We start from the raw sequence: 21,802 nt of genomic DNA on the forward strand, positions 1-21,802 counted from the left end.
TTGCATGAGAAAATTGCTAATCAGAGACATGACTTTCAACATAAAGTTTCAAAAAAGCTAATCAGCGAAAACCAAGCAGTAGCAGTTGAAACTTTAAATATTAAAGGAATGAAAAAGAACCACAAATTAGCACAGGCTATTAGTGATTCAGCATGGTATTCTTTCGTGCAAAAATTAACATACAAAGCTGAATGGTCTGGTAAAACAGTTTTGAAGATAGGTCAATGGGAAYCATCTTCAAAAACYTGTARCGTTTGTGGTTATAAGCATCCAAATTTGACAGAAGATATTAGAGAGTGGCTTTGTCCTTCCTGTAATGTTTTGCATGATAGGGACATTAATGCAGCTATCAATATAAAGAAATTCGCCGTAGGGACTACGGTTTGAGCCTGTGGACCAGGAAAAAACGGCAACCGCCTAGTATGAAGCAGGAAGCACCTTCCTCAAAAATCTGAGTTTACGAAGATTTTAGGTAGGTGTAGTTCACGTTTTGGGTAAATTTCCGTGGTCAGGAAAACTATTTCTCAGGCCGGTGGAGAGTTTCTACCTTTATCACTTATACCCGCACTGCTCAAGCCAGGTAAGGGACCTTATCCATTCCCCTTTTGGCTCCCTTGAAGTACCGACTACAAGCCGCTTCATATCCCCAACTTCTTCGACCACACCGCGGGCTTCTATGATTTCACCGGGAAGCGCCTGACCCGCGTAAGTATGGGTATAGGAGAGCACATGGTCAATTTCGTCATGCTCCACTTTGTAGTATGCAGGGCTGTCGAAAGCAAAGTCAGCGTTTTTGACTTCGGCTTCGATTTTCATTTTGACGGTATCTTTTCCCCGCAGCAGGGGCTCTTTAATCTGATCCCATTCCCTTACGAAGAGAAGGTCGAAATATGTGCCCTCAACCATGCCGCGATTACCTTTCCTGGACTCATGCAGCATGAACTCGTCAAAAGAGATCTCAGGTATCCTTTTCCTGTAGATCCTCTGCCACATGTCCTCGTCAAGCTCTTCGATAGGCCCCTCCTGCTGTTTTGCAATGGCTATGGCATCCCTTGCCCTGAACCACATAGGACCATAAACAACAAAATCAACATCAGAACTCTCATTCTGCAGTCCTGCAAGCATTGAACCCGTAACTCCCATACTGGTCCGGGGAATTTCTGCCATATCAAGCACCTTTACGATTGCCCTTACACGGCTGTCAGAGTTCACAAGCTCCGGAATGCAGTCAGAGGGACGCAGCACCTGCTTTACCTCGGACTCCGGGACAACATGCACGTCCTGCACCCAGTCAGGCCTGTTTTTTTTCATGAATTCGAAAGCAGGACCGAAATCATATTTTTTGTACTGCTTCCCGTTTAATTCCCTTTCCCCATTTTCATCCGGAACGTAGCGGAGTGTGGCTCTTATTCCATCATTACGGAAGTAGTCAGAAACCGCAAAGAGCCAGTCATCTTTTGTAAGAAGAAAATCCCTCAGGCGTGTTTTAAGCATTTGTACCATCCCTGAAACCTATAAAGAATACTTGATTTTAACTGTACTTAACTACCGCGATCCCTTTCAGATAAGAATAACCTTCTAATGACCTAAGGACCTGATAATGACCTCAATCGTGACCTGTAGCGACCTATCTGTAGTGACCTGATCGCGGATCTTAATAACTACTTTAAAAACGACAGATTAATAACATCTTAACTGCCGTTGTTTCAAAATAAACAGCAAGATAAGATCTATTGTAACATTCATGTATTTAACTGTCAGTATTTTAATTCTTAAGTACAGGTAAGAAAATGGAGTAATATATACCTGGAGTTATATATACTCAAGAAGTAAAATAAAGAATACTGAACATTATCGAGAAAATAAACGGAATAACCTGCGTGTGCAGAAGATCCGAGGGAATATTTTTGAGAAATGATCAAATTGCAGAGGCGCTTGAAGCCTGGATTATCCGACTGAGAAGAGAATTTCACCAGTATCCCGAACTCAGTTTCGAAGAATACGAGACCCAGAAACAAATTCTGGAAATCCTTGAAGAACTGGGAGTAGAAGCCAGGAAGATTGCTAATACCGGCGTGCTTGCAAGCATCCGGGGTACAATGCCTGGCCCCTGCATTGCCCTGAGAACAGATACGGACGGGTTGCAGGTTCAGGAAGAACACACAGAAAGAAACAGGGACTATATTTCCAGAAACGATGGAATAATGCATGCCTGCGGGCACGATGGGCATATGGCAATGCTCTTTGGGGCTGCAAGGCTCTTTTTAGAAAACAGGGATTTTCCGGGAGAAGTCCGCCTGATCTTCCAGCCCGCAGAAGAGATCCCACCCGGCGGTTCGGAGAGAATAATTGCCGAAGGCGGGCTTGAAGGTGTGGATGCGGTTATGGGCATGCATATCTTTACTAACCACGAATCAGGAAGCGTGGGTTTTCGTCCGGGGCCTTTTATGGCAAGCACAAACCGTTTCGAAGCCACTTTTAAAGGAAAGGGAGGTCACATTTCAAAACCTGAAAGCTGCATTGACCCTGTAAGAATGGCAACGGATTTTATAACTAGCCTCTACCCTGCCCTCGAAAAGCGGCTTGAACCGGATAAGTATATCCTTGGAATAGGAAGAATCCAGGGAGGAGCCCAGTTCAACAGGACTCCTGATAGTGTAGGGATCCTTGGGAGCTACCGGACATTTGACAGCGAAACTACAGACATTATCGACTCTACGATAAAAGAGTGCCTTGAGAAAGTAAAGGGAAGATACGCAAAACCGGGCGAAGAGTTCTCAGGACTTCCGGAATATGAACTTGATATCCTGCACGGTTATCCGGTCCTGGTAAATAACCCTGTTTTCACAAATGCGGTTAACTTAAAACTTCAGGAAAATTTTCCCAAGCTCACAGTCTATCCTGAAATAGAAAAGACCTTTGCTGCCGAAGATTTCGCAAGCTATCTCCAGATGGTGCCAGGCATTTTTATTTCACTCGGCACCCGGAACCAGGAAAAAGGGATCGTTGAGATTAACCACTCATGCACATTCGATATTGATGAAGATATCCTGCTCACAGGAACCGAAATCTTCTACACCATTTCTCTGGATTTTCTGAAGCACCCTGAAAAATATCTCAACTTTCAGAAGTATAATGGCCTTCAGGAGTATCTTGAAAAAGCCTGATTGGAAAAGTCTGAAAGCCGGAAGAAGCGAGTAATAAGGGCAGGTGAAAAGGAGCAGGTAGAGGAGCAGAGTAAATACAGGAAGCTGTTCATTTCAATGTAAGGAGAGAAAAATATGATAATTCAGAGGTATGATGATTACAGAAAGGAAGAAGTTCGCGATGTCGTCCTGGAAGTCCTGCTTGAACACGGCTTTGAGTATCACAGACTTAAAGATGCCGACCTGAAAGACATTTATGGCTACTATTTCGTAAGAGGAGGCACCTTTTTTGTAGGACTTGCAGATAACAGGGTAGTGGGCACTGCAGGAGTCCGCAAACTTGATGGAAACCTCTGCGAAATCAGGCGCATTTATCTTAAAAAAGGCTTCAGGGGAAAAGGTAATGGAGAAAAGCTTTTTCTGGCTGCTCTGGATTTTGCCGAGAAAAACTGTTCTGGCGCCATTCTTAAAACCGATTCAACACTCAAAAACGCGATAGGAATGTATCTCAAGCACGGCTTTACATTTGTAAATGAAGAAGAAGGATACCTGTACTATGAGAAACGGTTTTAACAGAAGTTGTTTCATATAAACCGTTATGGGCTACGTTGTTGAAACCGTTTCGCAGAAAAAGATCTGGAATAAACGGTTTCACCAGCAAGTACAGGTACTTTATCTTTATGATGTTTTCATTTTATTTCTTACTTTTTCATTTAGTTCCTGCAAATTTTCATTTGATTTTCAAATTCAATATTATTTTTCCGGTAAGCTACAGGACCCACCTTCTCTTTTTGCAAGAGCCTGGAGATACTCAAGTACGGCAAGCACGAAAGCCGAATGGGACCAGGCGAGCGGAAGGACAGAAAGGGCTCTGCCTCTGTCGTCTATCTGCTCGGGCATAAGACCCGAAGGATGAGCGTAGGCAGCACACCAGACAAGAAGCTCAAGAGCCCTTTCCAGGTCCCCCATTGCCGAATGCCACTGGGAAAGCCAGAGAGTGCAGATAATCCAGCTGTTCATATAACCGTAGTAGCTGTCATGGAGATACCTGGCAATCCCGCCTGAGGGGCGCAAAAGTTCATGTTCGATTGCTTCCATTGTCCGGACAACTCTCGGGTCATCGGGAGGTAGGATTCCGAAATACCAGACTGCAAAGACCGAGGAATCAAGGGTTGATTCTTCGAGAGAGCGCCGGAAACGTTTGAGTTTACCATCATAAAGCCTCTCAATAATTGCCTCTTTTACCCGGTCTGCAGCCGCTTTCCAGATATCTGCATTAGAGTAATCTCCGAGTGAGCGGGCGAGTTCACAGGCACCCCTGAGCCCTGCATAGACTGTGCAGGCACTGTAGGTATGTACACCTTTTCTCTCTTCCCAGAGGTCAAAACTTGAGATTGGAAGATCCGTTTCCTTATCAATTGATTTTGTGAGATAGTTAGCTGCGGGAATCACAAGACCTCTGTAATACCTGCCTGTTGTCCATACGCTCCTCGCAATCTCCCAGTTATTGTAAAGAGCATAGAGAGGAAGCCCTGTCTCATCAATCTGAATCATGGGCACTGGATGCCAGGTGCTCCCGAAATCTCCTGCAGGCGTGTATTTGTGAAGAAAATTGCCCCTGGTGGTAATGGTTTTTGAAAAAAACTCAAAGGTCTCAGCACTCAGGTGGTGATACCGTGCCCTGTCAAGGGCAAGGCAGACCCAGGCAGCATCTCTTGGCCAGCAGTAAGTATAAAGGTCTGCCCCGAACTGCCTGATATCCGAATCACAGGACGCGATCACAGAACCCGTAATATCCATATGCGCCACGGCCGCAAGAAGACTTCTGTAGAAGCTTTTGATAACTTTTTCAGGGAGCTGCGGCATCCAGGCATACTCAGGAAGGACAGATACACGTTCGGTAAATGAATTCCAGAAATTGAAATTATGGTGGAAAAGGTCACTTTTTCCGGCTTCTTTTACCCTTTTATGGACTTTGAGTACATTACAATAATTCTTTCCGAGGACAATCCAGAAGTGCACCCTCGTTGCTTCTCCCGGTTTCAGCTCAGGAAGGGTCCACCCCAGTGTGGAGTCTACCGAGCCGTGAGCTACCGGATTTCCACTCAGGTTTGCATCGCTTTCCATATCTTTCCAGGTACCTTCAAGCCCTTTCCATTCGGCAGTTCCTACAGCGTACTGGTCAAATGCAGGTTCACTGGCGTGCAGGAAATAGCGATCGCGCTTGTAATGGATAAGGACATGTTTATCAATTACAGCGGTTTCTCCGATCTTGGTCTCAAGAATCCTGTAATTCTGGTTGGAAAAAAGGCGGAGGCGCCTTGAGGAATTGGAAACATTCCTGACCTCGAATGTCCTGTAGAAGATATTTGTAGACGGGTGGACTGCCTCCCATACGGTAACTTTGAGCCCCAATTCCGGGTTTTCAAAAACTGTTTCCCCTATGTTTGAGGTAACTTCTCTGCAGGCTTCAGGTACTCTTTCACTACCTTTTTCATTCCCGGTTCCTTTTCCTGTCTTTTTCTCTGCTGTATTTTTTGCATTTTTTTCTTCAGGAGCCCCTGAGATTTCAAGGATCCTGTTGCAGAACTCTGTCTCAAACTCCGACTTATATCGCTGCCGGACAGTCCAGTTTTCGAGCCAGCTGCAATAAAGGGAATCGAGGTCACATACACCGACCCTTATCAAGTTCCCGTGATTCTCAAGTCCCACATACGGGAAATAAACATCCCTTATAGTACCTCTCTCATCTTCACAAATCAGGATTTTTCCATTTCCGAAAATCAGCGGCCTAATTCCAGACACCTCCGACTCTATTTTCTATTATTTAGCTCTATTCTGTATTTTTCTTGACCGTGTTCTATCGTGAGAAATCAGCACAAACCTGATAGGGTTGTGGTTTTACTATATCTCACTTTTAGATCTTAATATTTTTTTAAGCCTGACCTATAAGTTAAAAGCATGCATCACACTCTGAAATCGGAATTATTAAAGCCGATTGTTAAAGCTGATTGTTAAAGCCGATTGTTAAAGCTGATTGTTAAAGCTGGTTATTAAAGCCAATCTGTTTTACAGCTTGTCAATAAAGGTTGAACCGTTTTTGGACCCTGCTCTCGAGTGTGCTGAACATCCCCCAGGATTAAGTTCGAAGAGTACGGTACGTGTCACAGGCGACCAGAAAAATCAAATCTATTTTAAATTTAAGTTCTTATAACAATTTAACATCTCGCCTAAAATATTTAAGGGGAAGAAAACCATGTAAAAAATGACAACTTTAGATTTAAAAACTGTGATCTTCAGGAGATACACATTAAAATAATTCATAAACTTGGAATCAGGGAAGAAAAAGTATACTCCTAGCGCATGCGATTTTCAGAAGTACGGAGTGACCAGCCTGTTGAAATGAATTTAATTTCTTGCTAAGGATATATATAAATTTCATACGAAAGTTTATATTTAGTTGAGTTATTGTTAATATGAATTATAAAACGAATTCTTTAAAAAAAGTATCCACATACAAAAATGTGCGTGTCTACTATGGTTTACGTAAAAAAAATATGCCCCGTTTGCGGGAAAGAATTCTTTGTCCTCAAGAGTGCCGAGGAAAAGGCAATATACTGTACTCTGGCGTGCCTGGCAACAGCTCAGGATAAGTTCGAACGCAGAGGCAGGGCCTTACCAGGCTTTAGCTAAGCATTCTTATTTCAGGCAAAAGAACTCAAAAACTAAAAGGGAAAACACCCGGGAAAAGGGAACGTTTTCCGTCCTTTTTTATTTTTGAAGTTTTTATTTTCCAGCAATTTTTTTTGCGATCCTGGCTACGTGCCTGCCCTGGTAACGTGCCATTTCAAGTTCATTTTCTGACGGCTGGCGGCTTATGTCTTCTCCGGCAATCGTTGAAGCTCCATATGGGCTGCCGCCTGTAATTTCATCCATTCTAGTCTGCCTCTTTTCTGCATAAGGAAGCCCGACAATGACCATTCCGAGATGAAGCAGGGTAACATGAAATGAGAGGATTGTGGATTCCTGTCCCCCATGCTGTGTATTACTGGAGGTAAAAGCGCTTCCCACCTTTCCTACAAAAGCATCCTGGCTCCACAGATATCCGACACCGTCAAGGACTGCACGCATCTGGGCAGTCATCATCCCGTAGCGTGTAGGAGTCCCGAATATCAATGCATCCGCACCAGCCAGAACCTCTCCATACATGTCCCGGGTCAGGACGGGAATATGGGCAAAGAGTTTTTTAGTTTCTATTGCCCCCATTTTTTCCAGAATTTCATCCGTTAATGTCTCAGGCACCTGATAGATTTCAACCTCTGCTCCCTCAACTTCCCTTGCTCCTGCAGCGACAGCTTCTGCCATCTTATAAATGTGCGCGTGAACACTGTGAAATATTACATTTACCTTAACCATCCAATCCCTCTTTAAAAGCGGCTAAAATTGTACTTAGATGCGATTCGGGTTCCGAAAATAAAATAAACTGATGTAAGCCCCCTAAAACTCCAGAATCCCTCCCTAAAGGTAATTTCTGATACGTTATATAGCTTGTTAGTAAAACTCAGAGTTCCTTTATCGGAGTTACTTTATCGGAGTTACTTTATCGGAGTTACTTTATTGGAGTTACTTTATCGGAGTTACTTTATTGGAGTTACTTTATCGGAGTTACTTTATCGGAGTTACTTTATCGGAGTTACTTTATCGGGGTTACTTTATCGGGGTTACTTCATCAGAGCTATTTTTTTCGATTTTCCGGAGGTATCAAAATAGTTATTAAGAAATATGATGTATAAGCTGGACATGCCCTCTCTTTCTATTGTAATGCCTTCTATGAATGAAGAAGAAACTATCCGTATTTGCATACAGAAAGCTCAGACTATATTCAAAAAATATGGTATAGAGGGGGAAATAATCGTTGCTGATAACTCATCGGATAAAACCGCAGAGATCGCAGCATCCATGGGTGCAAAAGTTATAGGCCCGATAAAAGGGTACGGGAACGCCTATCTCAAAGGGCTGGCCGAAGCGAAGGGTGACTATATTGCTATTGCAGATGCAGATAACACTTATGATCTCCTTGAGCTTGACAAATTTCTGGATCCCCTTATATCAGGAGAAGCTGATTTTATAATGGGCACACGGCTTAAGGGTGAAATCAAAAAAGGAGCTATGCCCTGGCTGCACCAGTACATCGGCAATCCCATCCTGACCGGAATGCTCAATTTCCTGTTCAAAACAAAAATCTCGGACGCACACTGCGGAATGAGGGCTTTTACTAAAGAGGCCCTTGAAAAAATGAACCTTAAAACGCATGGTATGGAACTTGCGTCCGAGATGGTAATTGAAGCTGCAAGATGCAGGCTGAGGATTAAAGAAGTCCCCATAACCTATTACTCACGTAAAGCTCCCTCCAAGCTGCGCTCTTTTCAGGACGGCTGGCGGCATGTAAGGTTTATGATGTTATACAGGCCAGTCCCTTTCCTCTATCTGCCCGGAGCTTTTGTGTTTATCCTGGGTTTTCTCATAACCGCTTCCCTTCTTCTCACGGACAATGCTGCATATAACCGGCTGCACTCATTTATTTTGGGCAGCATGCTCCTAATCATTGGCGGGCAAATTCTGGCCACTGGCGGATATATGAAGACATACGGCATGATACATGGAATGTACCGGGACGACAGAACAGGCAGGAAATTTCTGAGCTACCATTCCCTTGAAAAAGAACTGCTCGGAGGCTCCCTTATCCTGGGCTCAGGCTTTATTCTCGGGCTGAAAGTCGCCTATACATGGGCCAGTTCAGGATATGGCTCTCTTGAAGAAGTGGAATCTGCAGTTATTTCAATGGTCCTTGCAGCAGTAGGGCTCCAGCTGATCTTTTCTGCAATCTTTGTAAGCATAATGCTCCTCGAAGTTGATACTGATTGGTAAAGTGATTTAATGAAAATTGCCTTCGTATACGACGCTGTCTATCCCTGGGTCAAAGGGGGCGCAGAAATGCGCATTCACGAACTTGGGAGGCGGCTTTCTTCACAGGGGCACGATGTGCACCTGTTCGGGATCAAATGGTGGGAAGGCGTAGACGTAATTCAGCACGAAGGTATGACCCTGCACGGCGTCTGTAAAGCTCGGAACCTTTATGTAAACGACAGGCGTTCAATTCCCGAAGCGCTTGTGTTTGCTATAAAGCTGTTTCCAGCTCTCCTGAAAGAAAGATTCGACCTTATCGATGTAAGCGTATTCCCCTATTTTTCCTGTTTTACAGTAAAAGCAGTTTCAGTCCTGAAAAAGACCCCTGCAGTATTTACATGGCATGAAGTATGGGGGGATTACTGGTACGAATACCTTGGAAAAAAGCAGGGGTTTTTGGGACTCGTAATAGAGATCACAGTTGCAAGAATCTCAAAGAACAACATTGCGGTCTCGGACTGGACAAAGAGCAGGCTTGAAACCCTGGGGGTGCCAAGCAGTAGGATTGCACTCCTGCCCAACGGGGTCGACTTGAAGTTAATTTCTGAAATCAAACCTGCAGGTCAGGATTTATCGGGAAGCTCGGGAGGCAAAATATATGATATTATCTTCGCAGGCAGGCTCATAAAAGAAAAAAACGTTGATGTTTTGATAAAAGCTGTCTCCCTGTTAAAAAAAGATTTTCCTGAAATCTGCTGCTGTGTCGTTGGAGACGGACCGGAAAGGAAATTTCTGGAGAAACTTACTATTGAGCTTGATGTGCAGAAAAATGTAAAATTTGAAGGGTTTCAGGAGTACAGGGCATTAATTGGAAAAATCAAAGCTTCAAGAGTCCTTGTGCTGCCTTCTTCAAGGGAAGGGTTCGGGATGGTTGTAATCGAAGCTTTTGCCTGTGGGGTGCCTGTAGTGACAGTTAGAGAGAAACATAACGCGGCACAGGGGCTGGTTGAAGATGGAGTCGACGGGTTTGTCGTGAGGCTGGATGAGAAGGAAATTGCTGAGAGTGTAAATAAAATTCTTCAAACTGATAATTATACGGAAATGACAAAATATACCAAAAAAGCTAGAAGTTCTGACTGGGACACGCTATCCACAGAACTTCTCTCAATTTATCTAAAACTATTATAAAAAACAACCATTTTCACAATTACATATGAAAAATTGCCGTGGAAGCTACAACTTTCTGAAAGAATGTAGTAACTATGAATGAAAAAGGATATCGTGAAAGTGTAATTGACAGTGAAACCAAAATTTTGTAGAACCGAACGTTGACAGTATAATTGAAGTAGTAAAGGCAATTTCAAAGAACTCTAGAAGACAAAAGGACGCTTATTTAGAAAGAGCAAAAATGTTTGACAAAACTGTATTTACCGAAAAAGTAATTCTGGTTACATCAAAAAGTAGGTTATAAAAGAGCGACGCTATTAAGGATCAAAACAAGAAGCTATGATTTACTTATAAAGTGTTATTTTGGCTGAAAATGATAAAAACGAAAAGATATGATTTTCTTATAAAGTGTTACTTTGGCTGAAAATATCCGTTCTTTATTAAATATTTACTACAGCGTGTTTAATTACAAGAGTATTTGTAGTAATAGCCCATAGATCAAATAGGTAGATGAGGGGATATATATTTAGTACCATGTATAAAATAAAAAAAGCTTTATATATAGTATTGCCTTTCAAAAAATAGAAAAAACCTGTCCGTAGAATTCTTCGTTCGAAAATTCTAAATTTTTCACATGTATACGGATGAGAATTCAAAATATAAAAAAGAAATTGTTAAATTATAAAAAAGAAATTATCTAAGCAGGGGTATCAATCATAAATATCTTGGTAACTGGTGGGGCAGGTTTTATTGGTTCCCATCTAATAGAGAAGTTGCTTAACGTAGGTAACGAGGTCACATGTTTGGATAACTTCAATGATTACTATGACCCTCAAATAAAAAGAAAAAATATAGAACCTTTTTTAGAAAATGAGAACTTCCAGCTCATCGAAGGAGATATTAGAGATAAAGCTCTTTTGAAAGATATTTTTAGGTCAACTGACTACGTTTTTCATGAAGCTGCCCAGGCAGGTATAAGAATCTCAGTTAAAGATCCCATGAAACCTCATGAAATTAACACAACAGGCACCCTAAATCTGCTGGAGGCAGCTGTCAATTCCGGTGTTAAGAAAATTATTAATGCCTCTTCATCTTCAGTTTACGGAAAAGTAGAATATCTCCCTTTTGATGAAAATCACCCCAATAGCCCAGTATCACCTTACGGAGTTTCGAAACTGATGGCTGAACACTACTGCAGGGTTTTTGAGGATCTCTACGGCTTAAAAAGTGTATCCCTGCGCTATTTTACGGTTTACGGGCCAAGAATGAGACCAGATCTTGCAATCAGCATTTTTACGAAAGCTGCCCTGAAGAATGAAACAATCCTCATTTTCGGAGATGGAGAAAAAACCAGGGATTTCACCTGCATCGATGACATCGTACAGGCGAACCTGATCTGTATGAAAAAAGGCAGCGGCGTTTATAATATTGGTAGCGGGCATTCTATCACTATCAATGAGCTTGCGTCAAAAGTTATTGAGATTAACGAAAGTGAGTCGGAAATTGTTCACACGAATTCTGTGAAAGGAGATGCAGAACACACTCTGTCAAGTTCTAAAAAAGCATTGAAGGAAATTGGATGGAAACCTAAAGTAACAATAGAAGATGGGCTTGAGAGGTATGCAAGATGGATCTCGAACTTTCAGTTGTGATTCCTGCTTATAATGAGGAAGAAAATATCGAACCCTGCTGCCAGGAAGTTAAAACTGCTCTTGAGCCTCTTGGGATTAATTACGAAATAATTTTTGTGGACGACGGTTCTACTGATCTTACTTTTAAAAAACTTAGTGACCTCAGTAAAAATAATGAGAAGCTGAAAGTGGTTAAGTTAAGGAAGAACTTTGGGCAAAGTGCAGCCTTAAGAGCCGGTCTTGATCACGCCACTGGCAGAACTATCGTTACTATGGATGCAGATCTTCAAAATGACCCGAAAGATATCCCTAAATTACTGGAAAAACTCGAAAAAGAAGATCTTGATGTTGTCTGTGGGTGGAGATTTGACCGAAAAGATTCCTTTTCAAAAAAACTTTTTTCAAAGCTCGCAAATCGGATAAGGAAGAGATTTACAGGAGAAACTATTCATGATTCCGGTTGTACTCTACGAACTTATGTAAAAGAAAGCACCGAAAGCCTTGAACTATACGGAGAACTGCACAGATATATTCCAGCTATGCTTTCCTGGAAAGGGTATAGAATAGGAGAAATAAAAACGAACCACAGAGAACGAAAGTACGGGAAAACAAAATATAACTGGAAAAGGATTGTTAAAGGTTTTCTTGACCTTTTGGTTGTAACTTTCTGGCAGAAATATTCCATGAGACCAATCCATATTTTCGGAAGCATGGGGATTGTTTTAAGTTTTATAGGTGGAATCGTTTCCGCATATCTTGTTATTTTAAGATTATTTTATGGAATTGGGATTACAGATAGACCATTATTTACCGTTGGTATTATGTCTCTGGTTATAGGCACACAATTTTTTACCATTGGTATCCTTGCAGATATTTTGGTAAAAATATATTATGGCCAGAACGGCCGGAAGAATTATTTGGTTGAGAGGATTATCGAGTGAGAGTTTTGATGTTGAATTATGAGTTTCCTCCACTGGGTGGAGGAGGAGGAGTAGCTGCCAAAAAACTTGCAGAAGGCTTTATTAAGCTCGGTTATCAGGTCGATTATGTCACAACCGGATTTAATGACTTAAAAAATTACGAAGATGTTGATGGAATTAATGTTTATAGAGTTAGTGTCATCGGGCGAAAAGAACTATCTACTGCTACAATCCCATCTATGATCAGTTTCCCTTTTTTAGCTTACACAAAAGCTTGTGAATTGTGCAAAATAAATCAGTATTCATTTATTAACACTCACTTTGCTATTCCGACCGGACCCCTGGGAATCTGGATATCTCGTAAATTTAACCTGCAGAACATTCTATCCATATATGGAGGAGATATCTATGATCCTTCTAAAAGTTATTCTCCTCACAAAAAATGGTACTTAAAGAAAGTAGTAAAATGGGTGTTAAGTAATTCAAGATATGTTGTTGCCGAATCATCGAATATCAAAGATAATGCATTAAAACACTATAATATTGAAAAAGACATAAACATTATTCCTTTAGCTTACGAGCCTGTTATATTTGGAAAAATCAACCGCGAAAGTTTGGGTTTGGACAGGAATATATTTTATACTATAAGTATTGGAAGATTGGTGAAGCGAAAAGGCTTTGAATTTTTGATTAAAGCTATTAAAAACACTCCTGATAACGTTCATGCGTTGGTTATTGGAGAAGGCCCTGAAAAAGACAATTTAGTAAATTTAGCTAAAGAATTGAATATTTCAGACAGGATTCATTTTTTAGGATTTGTTTCAGAAATTGAGAAGTTTCAATATCTTCAAAACTCTGATGTTTACGTGCTTTCTTCAGTACATGAAGGGTTTGGGATCGTTTTACAGGAGGCTATGCAGGTGGGTCTTCCAATAATCTCAACTGATAACGGTGGTCAGGTTGATTTTATAAAAGAAGGAAAGAATGGATATCTTGTTCGTTTTGGAGACGTTGAAGCTCTGGCCAGTATGATAAATAAATTTGAGCAAGATGACCAGCTCAAAGTTAATTTTTCAGAGTATAATAAAGAAGAAGTTAAGAAATTCGAAGATAAAAGGATATGTAAAGAATATCTGGGGATATTGGGATGAGAAATAATAATGAAATGATAATAATGAAATGATAATAATGAAATGATCCCGATTCAAAAATTATTTTTTACATAAATATTGGTACCCATATAATCCTAGCAGCACATAATAAACGATTCCGATGATATGAATAACTATCCCCGAATTGATTGCAAGTTCTTTAGTCAGCCCTATTCCAATAAAACCTATTGCCCACCCAACTTCATAAGTTCCGAACCCTCCCAGGCCTTGAACAGGAAGAACGGACATAAAAACTACAAAAGTAGAGGCTAACAAAACCTCAAAAAAGCCAATATTTATATCTAAAGATTTAATTAAAGTATAATTTAAAAAATATAAAGTAAGCCAAATGATAATTGAAATGATACATAGTTCCATCATTCTACCGTTATTCTTTATATTTTTAAAACTGCCAACTATCTCTTTTGCTTTTTTTAGGAATATATTAACTAAAAAATTATTATCTAGTTTGAGAGTTATGAAAATTGTATTAGCAAACCTCAAAAAGACTTCACCTGCGTATAGCAAGATCACTAAAAAAATAGCCAGCAAGACCGTAAATAAAACAACTAACCAGATAACGCTAGAAAACATTTCAGGCAAATCCCTTACAAACAGCGAAGAAACAAAAAACAGTAATGAAATTGTAATGAAATCTAGCACCCTTGCAACCATCAATGTTGCAACGCCTTCTCCGGTAGACTTATCATGATATTTTTTTAAAATATAAATATAAGAGAGTTCACCAGATCTTGCTGGAAGAATACTATTTACCATATTGTGAACACATACAATGTGAAAAAGATCGGGAAAGGATATTTTTTTGTCTAAAAGAATATGGAATCTTAATCCCCTAAAAACATAACTCAAAATATACAAAAAAAAACCTAGGATTAAATAAATTTTATTAATATTCTTAATCGTTGTTATAAGGTCCTCTATTCTGATCTGAGATAATATTATTCCAAGAAGCAAAAAAGTTACAAGCACAGGTATAAGCTTTTTTCTAGTAATAAATTTCATAAGTAATTTCCATTTTCGCACTAATCAAAGATCTATTTATTGCATCACGGCAACGGTCAGCAATGACAGTACTCCATATAAATATTACGCTTAATGTATACTCATTCAGCTTTATAATTGTAGGGTTTTTACCTCAGATTGTAAAGGAAATAAAAGGTTTTCGGAAGCTTTAATTCGGAAATAAAGACGTTTTAGTGAAATTAAGTTACTGATTTTTATAATGCTGAACAGTTATAATATTACATGCATTTGTGTATATTAATTCTTTCCACATACAAATCACTGGAAAGCGGCTGAAATACACGGAATTCAAATACAGAATCTTCGTGCTCTTTAACACTTAAGGTCAAATTCTGAGAACAGTATTTTCCCTCAATTAAATCGTTTGCATATATATCTTTCGTTGAATCAACTCTTTGCTCCCCGTTTTTGATATATGAGATGTCTATACTTGCAATATTAGAAGAAGCGTTAGTAATATTCTCTGCTTTCAAAATGTACTCTATAGTGTATTTTCCTTCAGGCAATGTTATGTATGGACCATAGACTAAATGACCAGACTCATTAAAAGTTTTATCACTATAAAAAGCATATTTTCCTATTTGTTGATCATATATGAGCGAACCTGTAGTTTTTTGGCTACGGAAAAACAGATTGTTGTAGACAAAATTGTCATCACCTAGACTGCTGGACTCAAGAGTTTGATTGTTTTTTTCGAGGATAAAACAACAACTGTCCGAATAATAAAGCTCATGATTTTTTAAATAAGAAGTGATGCTTTGATATAGACTATAACTCGCTAATGAAGTCTTTTTTATAATTATATAATCATAGTAATCTGGATTATCTCTTTCATTATAACCTGTATATGTAACGTTAAGGTTTCTATAAAAATAACAACCTAAATCCCCTGAACAAAGAATACTATCATCACTAGGAATGAGGCTGATATTTTCAAAAAATTCATGAGCTTCATCTTTCTGAGCTGAATTAATATCTGAAATTGCTCCACTAACTCCCCCATAGACAAAAAACGAATAAAGACTTAGAGATATTAGAATAATTAAAACCAAATTGAATTTTCTGGTGCTAATTTTTTGCTTAATAGATGAAAGGGAGAAAATAGCAGAACAAATAATGACGAAGACTATTACCGATGTATAATGAAAATTAATCATACGTTGGGCTGGAGAATTTGCTAAAAGATTCTGTAAAAATACTGGGGATGCAATTAGTAGGATTGTGGGACTAAAAAAGCTAATATAACCTACAGGTAAAAATAAAGTTAGCAAATAATTTAAACTTTCTTGAGTGAACAGGTATTCGCAAAGCAGTTGGGGATTTGTTAAGAGACTGTATATTACATCAGTGATTGATGTGCCTAAATAAGAATATCTGCCAGCTAACATTCCAGACTGAGGTGTTAGAATATACCCATAAAGCTGATTAGATAAATCTGCGAAATAGGGCTTTAAATAAAATAATTCAAAAGAAAAGATCCCAATACCTAATAATAAAGGAGTATAAACCCATTTTTTATCGTACTTTTCTATAAAAGCATACACCCCAAACATTATAGCTACTAGAGGTATGTTCTCTTTACAAATGCATGCAAGAAACAAGAAAAATAAAAACTTATTAAAAGATTTAATATACATGTAATAAAAAGAAAACAAAAGAAAAGGCAGTGCAAATATCTCTTCTTTAACACTTTCTAAAAATAGCCAGCTTACAGTCGGGTGTAAGAAATATATCATGACTGAAACTAATGATATCTTTTTGGATTTAGACACTTCATTAGCTAACCAGTAGACGGGAAACGCACCTAAAGATAATAGAAAGGAACTGATAATCGAAAAAGTAATCGGATGAGGATAAATATAAAAAAAAGGTAGAAGTAATAAAAAAATATACCTCTGATGGCCAACAAAATCTATAATTTCCCCATTTATTGATGAATAAAAGAAATGATCATGGACAACAGTATTATGAAAAAGTTGATACATTATTCCTTTGTCAAAAGGATTAAAAGGACACATATATTGATAAGTTGAATTAAGCAAAAAAGTATAGAAGAGAAAGTTAGAAAAAAATAGAAATAGAACTAGAGCATCAAAAGTATCGTATCTTACAAATAATCCTTTAAGGTTATGGATCACCTTTTTTGGATTAAAGTATGCTTCAAGACTTGAGTTTAAAGCTTTAAACACATGATTAGCTTTTGATAACACAATCTATAATCTCCGGATATCTCTGATTCATTGTTCGATAGAAGAGCATATTAGACTCGTGTATGCTTCGACTAACTTTTCCCATCTTCTTTATAGTCAGAAGATCAATCATTAGAGATCCATTTTCATAAGATATAAATCATCATATAATAAGCTTTCAAATTTATTTGCTATATTTGGCCAACTATTTTCTTCAATTTTTTTCTTTGCCAGATCGATGGTTTTTTTACGAAATTCATCATTTGAATAGATTTTTATTAATCCTTCAGCTATTTTATCTGGAGAACAACTTGAAATCTTGTACACTTCCTCATTGAACTCACTAAATATTGGAATATCTGTTACGATTACAGGCCTATGAGATGCCAAAGCAAATCTTATAGCCGCACTGGAAGCTTCTTTGGTCTTTTTGTAAGGCATAACAACAACATCTGATACCTGCAATAAGTAAATTATTTCCTGCTCTTCCAGGAAATCTGTAAAGAATATAACATGATTGCTTAGCCTTAACTTGTTAACCTCTTTCCTGCATTCTTCGTAATATTTTTCTGAAGTTTCATCTGGAAAAATGGAGCTTACAACCAAAAAAAGTACATCAGGATATTCGTTGATTATTGAAGGTAATGCCTTTATTGTTTCTAATACACCTTTGTGTGGCAAGAGAAAACCAAAAGTAGAGATTATTTTGGAATTATTAAAAATTCCTGATCTAATTTTTTCTTTTTCATAATCATCAAAAATTACATTTCCTTGAGGAATTTTTATGACATTATCAGAAATTCCCTTTTCGGATAACTTTTTGACATCATTTGTAGTGTGAACCCAGATCTTGTCTACAAGTTTTAGCTCTTCCGTGATAGTGTCTAATTTAATGGGCTTATTCATAAATTCAGTATCATTTATGGAATGGAAAGTGATTATCAATTTTACACCCTTGCCTTTTAGTTTTTTGACCATATCAGCCAGAGCATTCAGTTCAAAAAATCCAAAGTTGAATTGAACATGAACGATGTCCAGATTACTTTCCAGTATTTTATTGCTAAGAGTGCTCAAGTCATCGAAATATGGTTCCCAACAACGGATTACGTTATCTTCATCACTTGCTACAAGTTCTTTAGAGCTAACTTTGTTTGCAAAAATTATAATTTCTTTAAAATTGCTTAAATTGTTAACTAAATATTTTGTATACTCGGAAATACCACATTTCGTATTCCAGGTAGAGACGACTCCTAATTTTGGTTTAAACTGAACACTCCTCAAAAATTCGATTGCTTTTTTAGCTGAAACTTCCCAGTTGAAATTATTTTTGATATTTGTGTACGCCGCTTCTATTTTTGTTTTTACTTCGTTACTATTTTTATTTTCATACACATGCCTCATCAAACTGGATAAATGGTCTATATCAGGTTCTGCCCATAATGAACCTTCCATTGAATATTCTTCCATTAGATGAGTTTTAGAGGGCTTCAGTTCAAAATCAATTAAATATGAATTTTCGTCATCGCAAAAATCCAATTGTCCACCATATCTCGTAGCTATGACTGGAATTTTATAAAGCATCGCTTCAGCAATGGTCAAACCAAATCCTTCACCCCTGGAGGGAGACACATAGCAGTCACATTTTATATATAAAGATACCAAATCATTTTGGGTAATATCTTTATCAATATGAATTATTTCGGGACCGTCAGGCCCTACAATATTTTTTATTTGTTCAGAAGTATGGTTATGAGGATTTGGGAAAGTCTTCAAAACCAGGCAGACATCGTCCTCTTTACTGAACTCTTTAGCATAAGCTCTCAAAAGTACGTCTATCCCTTTTCTCGGGAAACCCGAACCTACATTAAAGAACAAGAACTTTTTATTTGTGTTTAGCTTCATGGGCAAGATATCTTTTTGAAAAACATCTACTTCAACACCATTAGGTATGACTTCAATTCGACTCTTTACACCGGATTTGATCAACACCTTCTTCACAAAATTAGATGGAACGAGTATGCCATCCAAACTGTTGAAGTCATTTATCCATTCCCATGGAACAGAAGACTCTTCCCAAGCGAAGTATATGAGATTATATCTACCCTGCATATCTTTTATTCTCGGGGGATATATATTCCTAATAGCAAAAGTTGGATATCTAATTTGATTTTCCCACAGTGTTTTAACTTTATTGTCTGTTATACTACCTTTTTTTGGCACATAGTCTCCAGCTCCTGTTGTCGCAAAGAGCGAAACATTATAGCCCAGTTTGTCTAATGCTATTGCTAAATTTCGATTTACGATAGACAAACTATAAGAATCTTCAAATGTACCCTCTATTCTTATTGTCGATTTAGAATAAGTATCTTTAAAGTCGGTATCTATATAATCTTTTAAAATTCCTGCAATTCTCTCTCTGCTGAAAAACTCCAGTCTTTCAGACTGCTTTTTAATAATTCGATTTCTCAATACCTTATCTTTAACTAACAAGTTAATTAGTTCAGCAATCTCTATGTAATTTTTATCATTAATTATGATCCCGGCGCCACCAAGTGTATCAGGAATTGCAGTAGAATTATATGCGATAATTGGAACTTCAAAATACATGCTTTCAAGTAATGGAACACAGAAACCCTCGTGCTCGCTCATAGTCAAAAAAATATCACTTACTTTATAATAAGATACCAACTCATCTAAATTAGTGTGCCCTGTAAAATATACATTTTTCAGATCTAATTTTAGGATTATATCGTTCAAATAGTTATAATACGAATCCATCCCGTTATAAGAACCTACTAAAAACAATCTGGATTTAGGATTTATATATTTGTTATAATTGTAAAAACACTTTATCGCATCATCTACTTTCTTATTTGGACTTATTCTACCAACAACTAATATATTGACAAATTCATCATCGTACTTTTTAATTACCTGATTATTCGGAGTGATGTCAAATTTATTTAAGTTGACTAAATATGGGAGAACACCCGTTTTAATAAATCCTATACTAATCAAGTCTTGTCTATTAAATTCAGAATCTGCTAGTGCTACATCAACAATATTTCTGATTTGATTTTTTAGTTCATAAATCCCAATTTTTGTTGCATGCTCGTATTCAGAGCTGAAATTCTGGAAAAATACAGGTGGAGTTATATTGTGATATAGTAATATTTTCTTATCAGGCAGTGAACTAATAAAATCTAAAAGTTCAGAGCCATATCCTATAGAGTAATGCACTATGAGAATATTTTGAGGGGAACTAACTTTTTTATATTCAGCATAATTTTTTATGTTTTTTAATTTGGGATGGATAAACTTAGCATAAATATCAGATTCGTAACCAAACTCGTTTAGAATCTTTCTTATTTCGATCATTTCATTTCCAATCGCATCCCCATAACTTACTGAAGGATGGATTTGATGAATTTGGAATCTTCTCATAAATCACACCACTTACTATTTTTGGCAGCTTATTCTTTTTCTTCAGTAACTATGCATACTATTTGTGTATCTTCACGATAATATTCCAATTTTTCAATGTTGAATCCACCATCATTGAGGATTACTTCCCATTCTTCAGTAGTCATTTTTCTCTCATTCCCAAACTCACGTTTCGGGTAATGTATTGAAGGAACAGAGAATACAACATATTTTGCCGTTTCAAGTTGCTTTGAAAGTATTTTTATAAGGCCTTCATTATCAAAGTGTTCCAGTGTGCCCTGTGAAAAAGCTACATCAAAATATTTATTTTTAAAAAGGTTTAGAGAGTTTGCATCAAGCATGACGAAATTAGCATGTCCACCTAATCTCTTGTTAGTGTTTATTGCATTGAAAATTACATTTATATCATTATCTAATCCCAGAACTTGATATTTTTGTCTGGAGAAATAAATTGACATCGTAGCAGTACCTATGCCAACCTCAACCAGTTTAGGCACCCTTTTTTCCGAAGCCTTGTGTGCATATTCTTCTATTAGTGAAATAAAATGTTTATGATGGTTCATATTTCCTAGCAGGTCTGCTTCGGAAATATCTTCACTATAATATTCTCCCCATGAAGAAGATGCTACTGCGTTTCCTGAAGAAGTTAAGGAATTAGAATTCATAACTTTCACTTTTTGTTCAAGCTCAACAACTTTAGCGTCCAACGCACTAGCTTGTGAATTTGATTCCTCATTTTTAATTAGAAGCTCTTCATATTTTCGCATGAGGTCTTCATTCTTTCCAAGAATCCCTTCATATTTCCCAAGAAGTTCCTTATTCTTCCCCAGAAGCTCCGTACAGATCCTACAAATGCACGCATTTAATTCACTTTGTTGAGAAAAAATTGGGTCTACATATCGTTTAACTTCCCCGTTTACCAGATTGCGCGCTTTTACCAAAAAAGACCCTATAAAAGGGCGATGTGAACTAATCACATAGCTTCTGTTTTGAACATCATAATTTGAAGTTAAATATTCAAGATCTTTGGCTGCCATTCCATCCACCATAGGAAGAAAACTTTTTTCAGGGTTTTTTATAACAAAGTTTGGGATCGATTCTGAGTAAGCACCAGCTTTTTTTCTGCTCTGAATATTATCTCTTATCTTTTCCAAAATTTCTTTTGCATTGATTTCATCATCATGAACTTCAAAAGTATTCATA

General features: G+C 37.9%; 16 protein-coding genes. 9 read left to right on the top strand and 7 right to left on the bottom strand.

Annotation, left to right across the window (positions count from 1 at the left end):
* Positions 1-387 (top strand): transposase (locus FXV91_RS13880; RefSeq protein ID WP_229391286.1); only part of this gene is annotated, 387 nt, incomplete at its 5' end.
* 165 nt (positions 388-552) lie between these two features.
* Here the strand turns inward: FXV91_RS13880 and FXV91_RS13885 are convergent.
* The gene (locus FXV91_RS13885; RefSeq protein ID WP_229391287.1) at positions 553-1,494 is read right to left on the bottom strand and encodes a nucleotidyltransferase domain-containing protein; all 942 of its coding nucleotides are present in this window, start codon (positions 1,492-1,494) and stop codon (positions 553-555) included.
* Between the two features lie 413 nt (positions 1,495-1,907).
* Between FXV91_RS13885 and FXV91_RS13890 the strand changes: the two genes are divergently transcribed.
* Positions 1,908-3,167 (top strand): M20 family metallopeptidase, encoded by a 1,260-nt coding sequence (locus FXV91_RS13890; RefSeq protein WP_229391288.1) that lies wholly within the window; start codon positions 1,908-1,910, stop codon positions 3,165-3,167.
* Between the two features lie 114 nt (positions 3,168-3,281).
* Entirely contained in the window at positions 3,282-3,719 is a 438-nt protein-coding gene (locus FXV91_RS13895) for a GNAT family N-acetyltransferase (RefSeq protein WP_229391289.1), read from the top strand.
* Positions 3,720-3,899: 180 nt separating this feature from the next.
* Here FXV91_RS13895 and FXV91_RS13900 read toward each other — a convergent pair whose 3' ends face one another.
* Positions 3,900-5,951: a glycoside hydrolase family 15 protein gene (locus tag FXV91_RS13900; RefSeq protein ID WP_229391290.1), complete on the bottom strand. Its 2,052-nt coding sequence runs from the start codon at positions 5,949-5,951 to the stop codon at positions 3,900-3,902.
* Between the two features lie 732 nt (positions 5,952-6,683).
* Between FXV91_RS13900 and FXV91_RS13905 the strand changes: the two genes are divergently transcribed.
* Positions 6,684-6,839 (top strand): hypothetical protein, encoded by a 156-nt coding sequence (locus FXV91_RS13905; protein ID WP_229391291.1) that lies wholly within the window; start codon positions 6,684-6,686, stop codon positions 6,837-6,839.
* A gap of 93 nt (positions 6,840-6,932) precedes the next feature.
* On the opposite strand, the gene wrbA is transcribed toward FXV91_RS13905, so the two are convergent.
* Entirely contained in the window at positions 6,933-7,562 is a 630-nt protein-coding gene (wrbA, locus tag FXV91_RS13910; RefSeq protein WP_229391292.1) for an NAD(P)H:quinone oxidoreductase type IV, read from the bottom strand.
* 366 nt (positions 7,563-7,928) lie between these two features.
* On the opposite strand from wrbA, the gene FXV91_RS13915 reads away from it, so the two are divergent.
* From FXV91_RS13915 to FXV91_RS13935, 5 genes are all read left to right on the top strand, one after another.
* The gene (locus tag FXV91_RS13915) at positions 7,929-9,074 is read left to right on the top strand and encodes a glycosyltransferase family 2 protein (RefSeq protein WP_229391293.1); all 1,146 of its coding nucleotides are present in this window, start codon (positions 7,929-7,931) and stop codon (positions 9,072-9,074) included.
* A gap of 9 nt (positions 9,075-9,083) precedes the next feature.
* Positions 9,084-10,241 (top strand): glycosyltransferase family 4 protein, encoded by a 1,158-nt coding sequence (locus FXV91_RS13920; RefSeq protein ID WP_229391294.1) that lies wholly within the window; start codon positions 9,084-9,086, stop codon positions 10,239-10,241.
* Positions 10,242-10,945: 704 nt separating this feature from the next.
* Complete coding sequence (locus tag FXV91_RS13925) at positions 10,946-11,872, top strand: SDR family oxidoreductase (RefSeq protein ID WP_229391295.1); 927 nt, start codon at positions 10,946-10,948, stop codon at positions 11,870-11,872.
* Entirely contained in the window at positions 11,848-12,792 is a 945-nt protein-coding gene (locus tag FXV91_RS13930) for a glycosyltransferase family 2 protein (protein ID WP_229391296.1), read from the top strand. Before FXV91_RS13925 ends, FXV91_RS13930 begins: the two co-directional genes overlap by 25 nt.
* A complete protein-coding gene (locus FXV91_RS13935) occupies positions 12,789-13,922 on the top strand; it encodes a glycosyltransferase family 4 protein (protein ID WP_229391297.1) in 1,134 nt (377 codons plus the stop codon). Before FXV91_RS13930 ends, FXV91_RS13935 begins: the two co-directional genes overlap by 4 nt.
* Before the next feature lie 60 nt (positions 13,923-13,982).
* Here the strand turns inward: FXV91_RS13935 and FXV91_RS13940 are convergent, their stop codons facing one another.
* The 4 genes from FXV91_RS13940 to FXV91_RS13955 all read right to left on the bottom strand — a co-directional run bounded on the left by FXV91_RS13940 (position 13,983) and on the right by FXV91_RS13955 (position 21,801).
* Complete coding sequence (locus tag FXV91_RS13940) at positions 13,983-14,945, bottom strand: lysylphosphatidylglycerol synthase transmembrane domain-containing protein (RefSeq protein WP_229391298.1); 963 nt, start codon at positions 14,943-14,945, stop codon at positions 13,983-13,985.
* A 239-nt stretch (positions 14,946-15,184) separates the two neighbouring features.
* Positions 15,185-17,176: a DUF2079 domain-containing protein gene (locus FXV91_RS13945; RefSeq protein ID WP_229391299.1), complete on the bottom strand. Its 1,992-nt coding sequence runs from the start codon at positions 17,174-17,176 to the stop codon at positions 15,185-15,187.
* 111 nt (positions 17,177-17,287) lie between these two features.
* Positions 17,288-20,599, bottom strand: coding sequence for a glycosyltransferase (locus tag FXV91_RS13950; RefSeq protein ID WP_229391300.1), 3,312 nt, complete (start codon positions 20,597-20,599; stop codon positions 17,288-17,290).
* 29 nt (positions 20,600-20,628) lie between these two features.
* Positions 20,629-21,801, bottom strand: a complete 1,173-nt coding sequence (locus FXV91_RS13955) for a class I SAM-dependent methyltransferase (RefSeq protein ID WP_229391301.1) — start codon at positions 21,799-21,801, stop codon at positions 20,629-20,631.
* Position 21,802 lies beyond the last annotated feature (1 nt).

Source organism: Methanosarcina sp. DH2, assembly GCF_020804225.1.
GTDB lineage: Archaea > Halobacteriota > Methanosarcinia > Methanosarcinales > Methanosarcinaceae > Methanosarcina.

Bases quoted from the DNA above. Each gene is read 5' to 3' on its own strand.
- FXV91_RS13905 (WP_229391291.1), top strand. From the start codon at position 6,684: ATGGTTTACGTAAAAAAAATATGCCCCGTTTGCGGGAAAGAATTCTTT.
- FXV91_RS13930 (WP_229391296.1), top strand. From the start codon at position 11,848: ATGGATCTCGAACTTTCAGTTGTGATTCCTGCTTATAATGAGGAAGAA.
- wrbA (WP_229391292.1), bottom strand. From the start codon at position 7,562: ATGGTTAAGGTAAATGTAATATTTCACAGTGTTCACGCGCACATTTAT.
- FXV91_RS13940 (WP_229391298.1), bottom strand. From the start codon at position 14,945: ATGAAATTTATTACTAGAAAAAAGCTTATACCTGTGCTTGTAACTTTT.
- FXV91_RS13955 (WP_229391301.1), bottom strand. From the start codon at position 21,801: ATGAATACTTTTGAAGTTCATGATGATGAAATCAATGCAAAAGAAATT.
- FXV91_RS13920 (WP_229391294.1), top strand. From the start codon at position 9,084: ATGAAAATTGCCTTCGTATACGACGCTGTCTATCCCTGGGTCAAAGGG.
- FXV91_RS13885 (WP_229391287.1), bottom strand. From the start codon at position 1,494: ATGCTTAAAACACGCCTGAGGGATTTTCTTCTTACAAAAGATGACTGG.
- FXV91_RS13895 (WP_229391289.1), top strand. From the start codon at position 3,282: ATGATAATTCAGAGGTATGATGATTACAGAAAGGAAGAAGTTCGCGAT.
- FXV91_RS13915 (WP_229391293.1), top strand. From the start codon at position 7,929: ATGATGTATAAGCTGGACATGCCCTCTCTTTCTATTGTAATGCCTTCT.
- FXV91_RS13950 (WP_229391300.1), bottom strand. From the start codon at position 20,599: ATGAGAAGATTCCAAATTCATCAAATCCATCCTTCAGTAAGTTATGGG.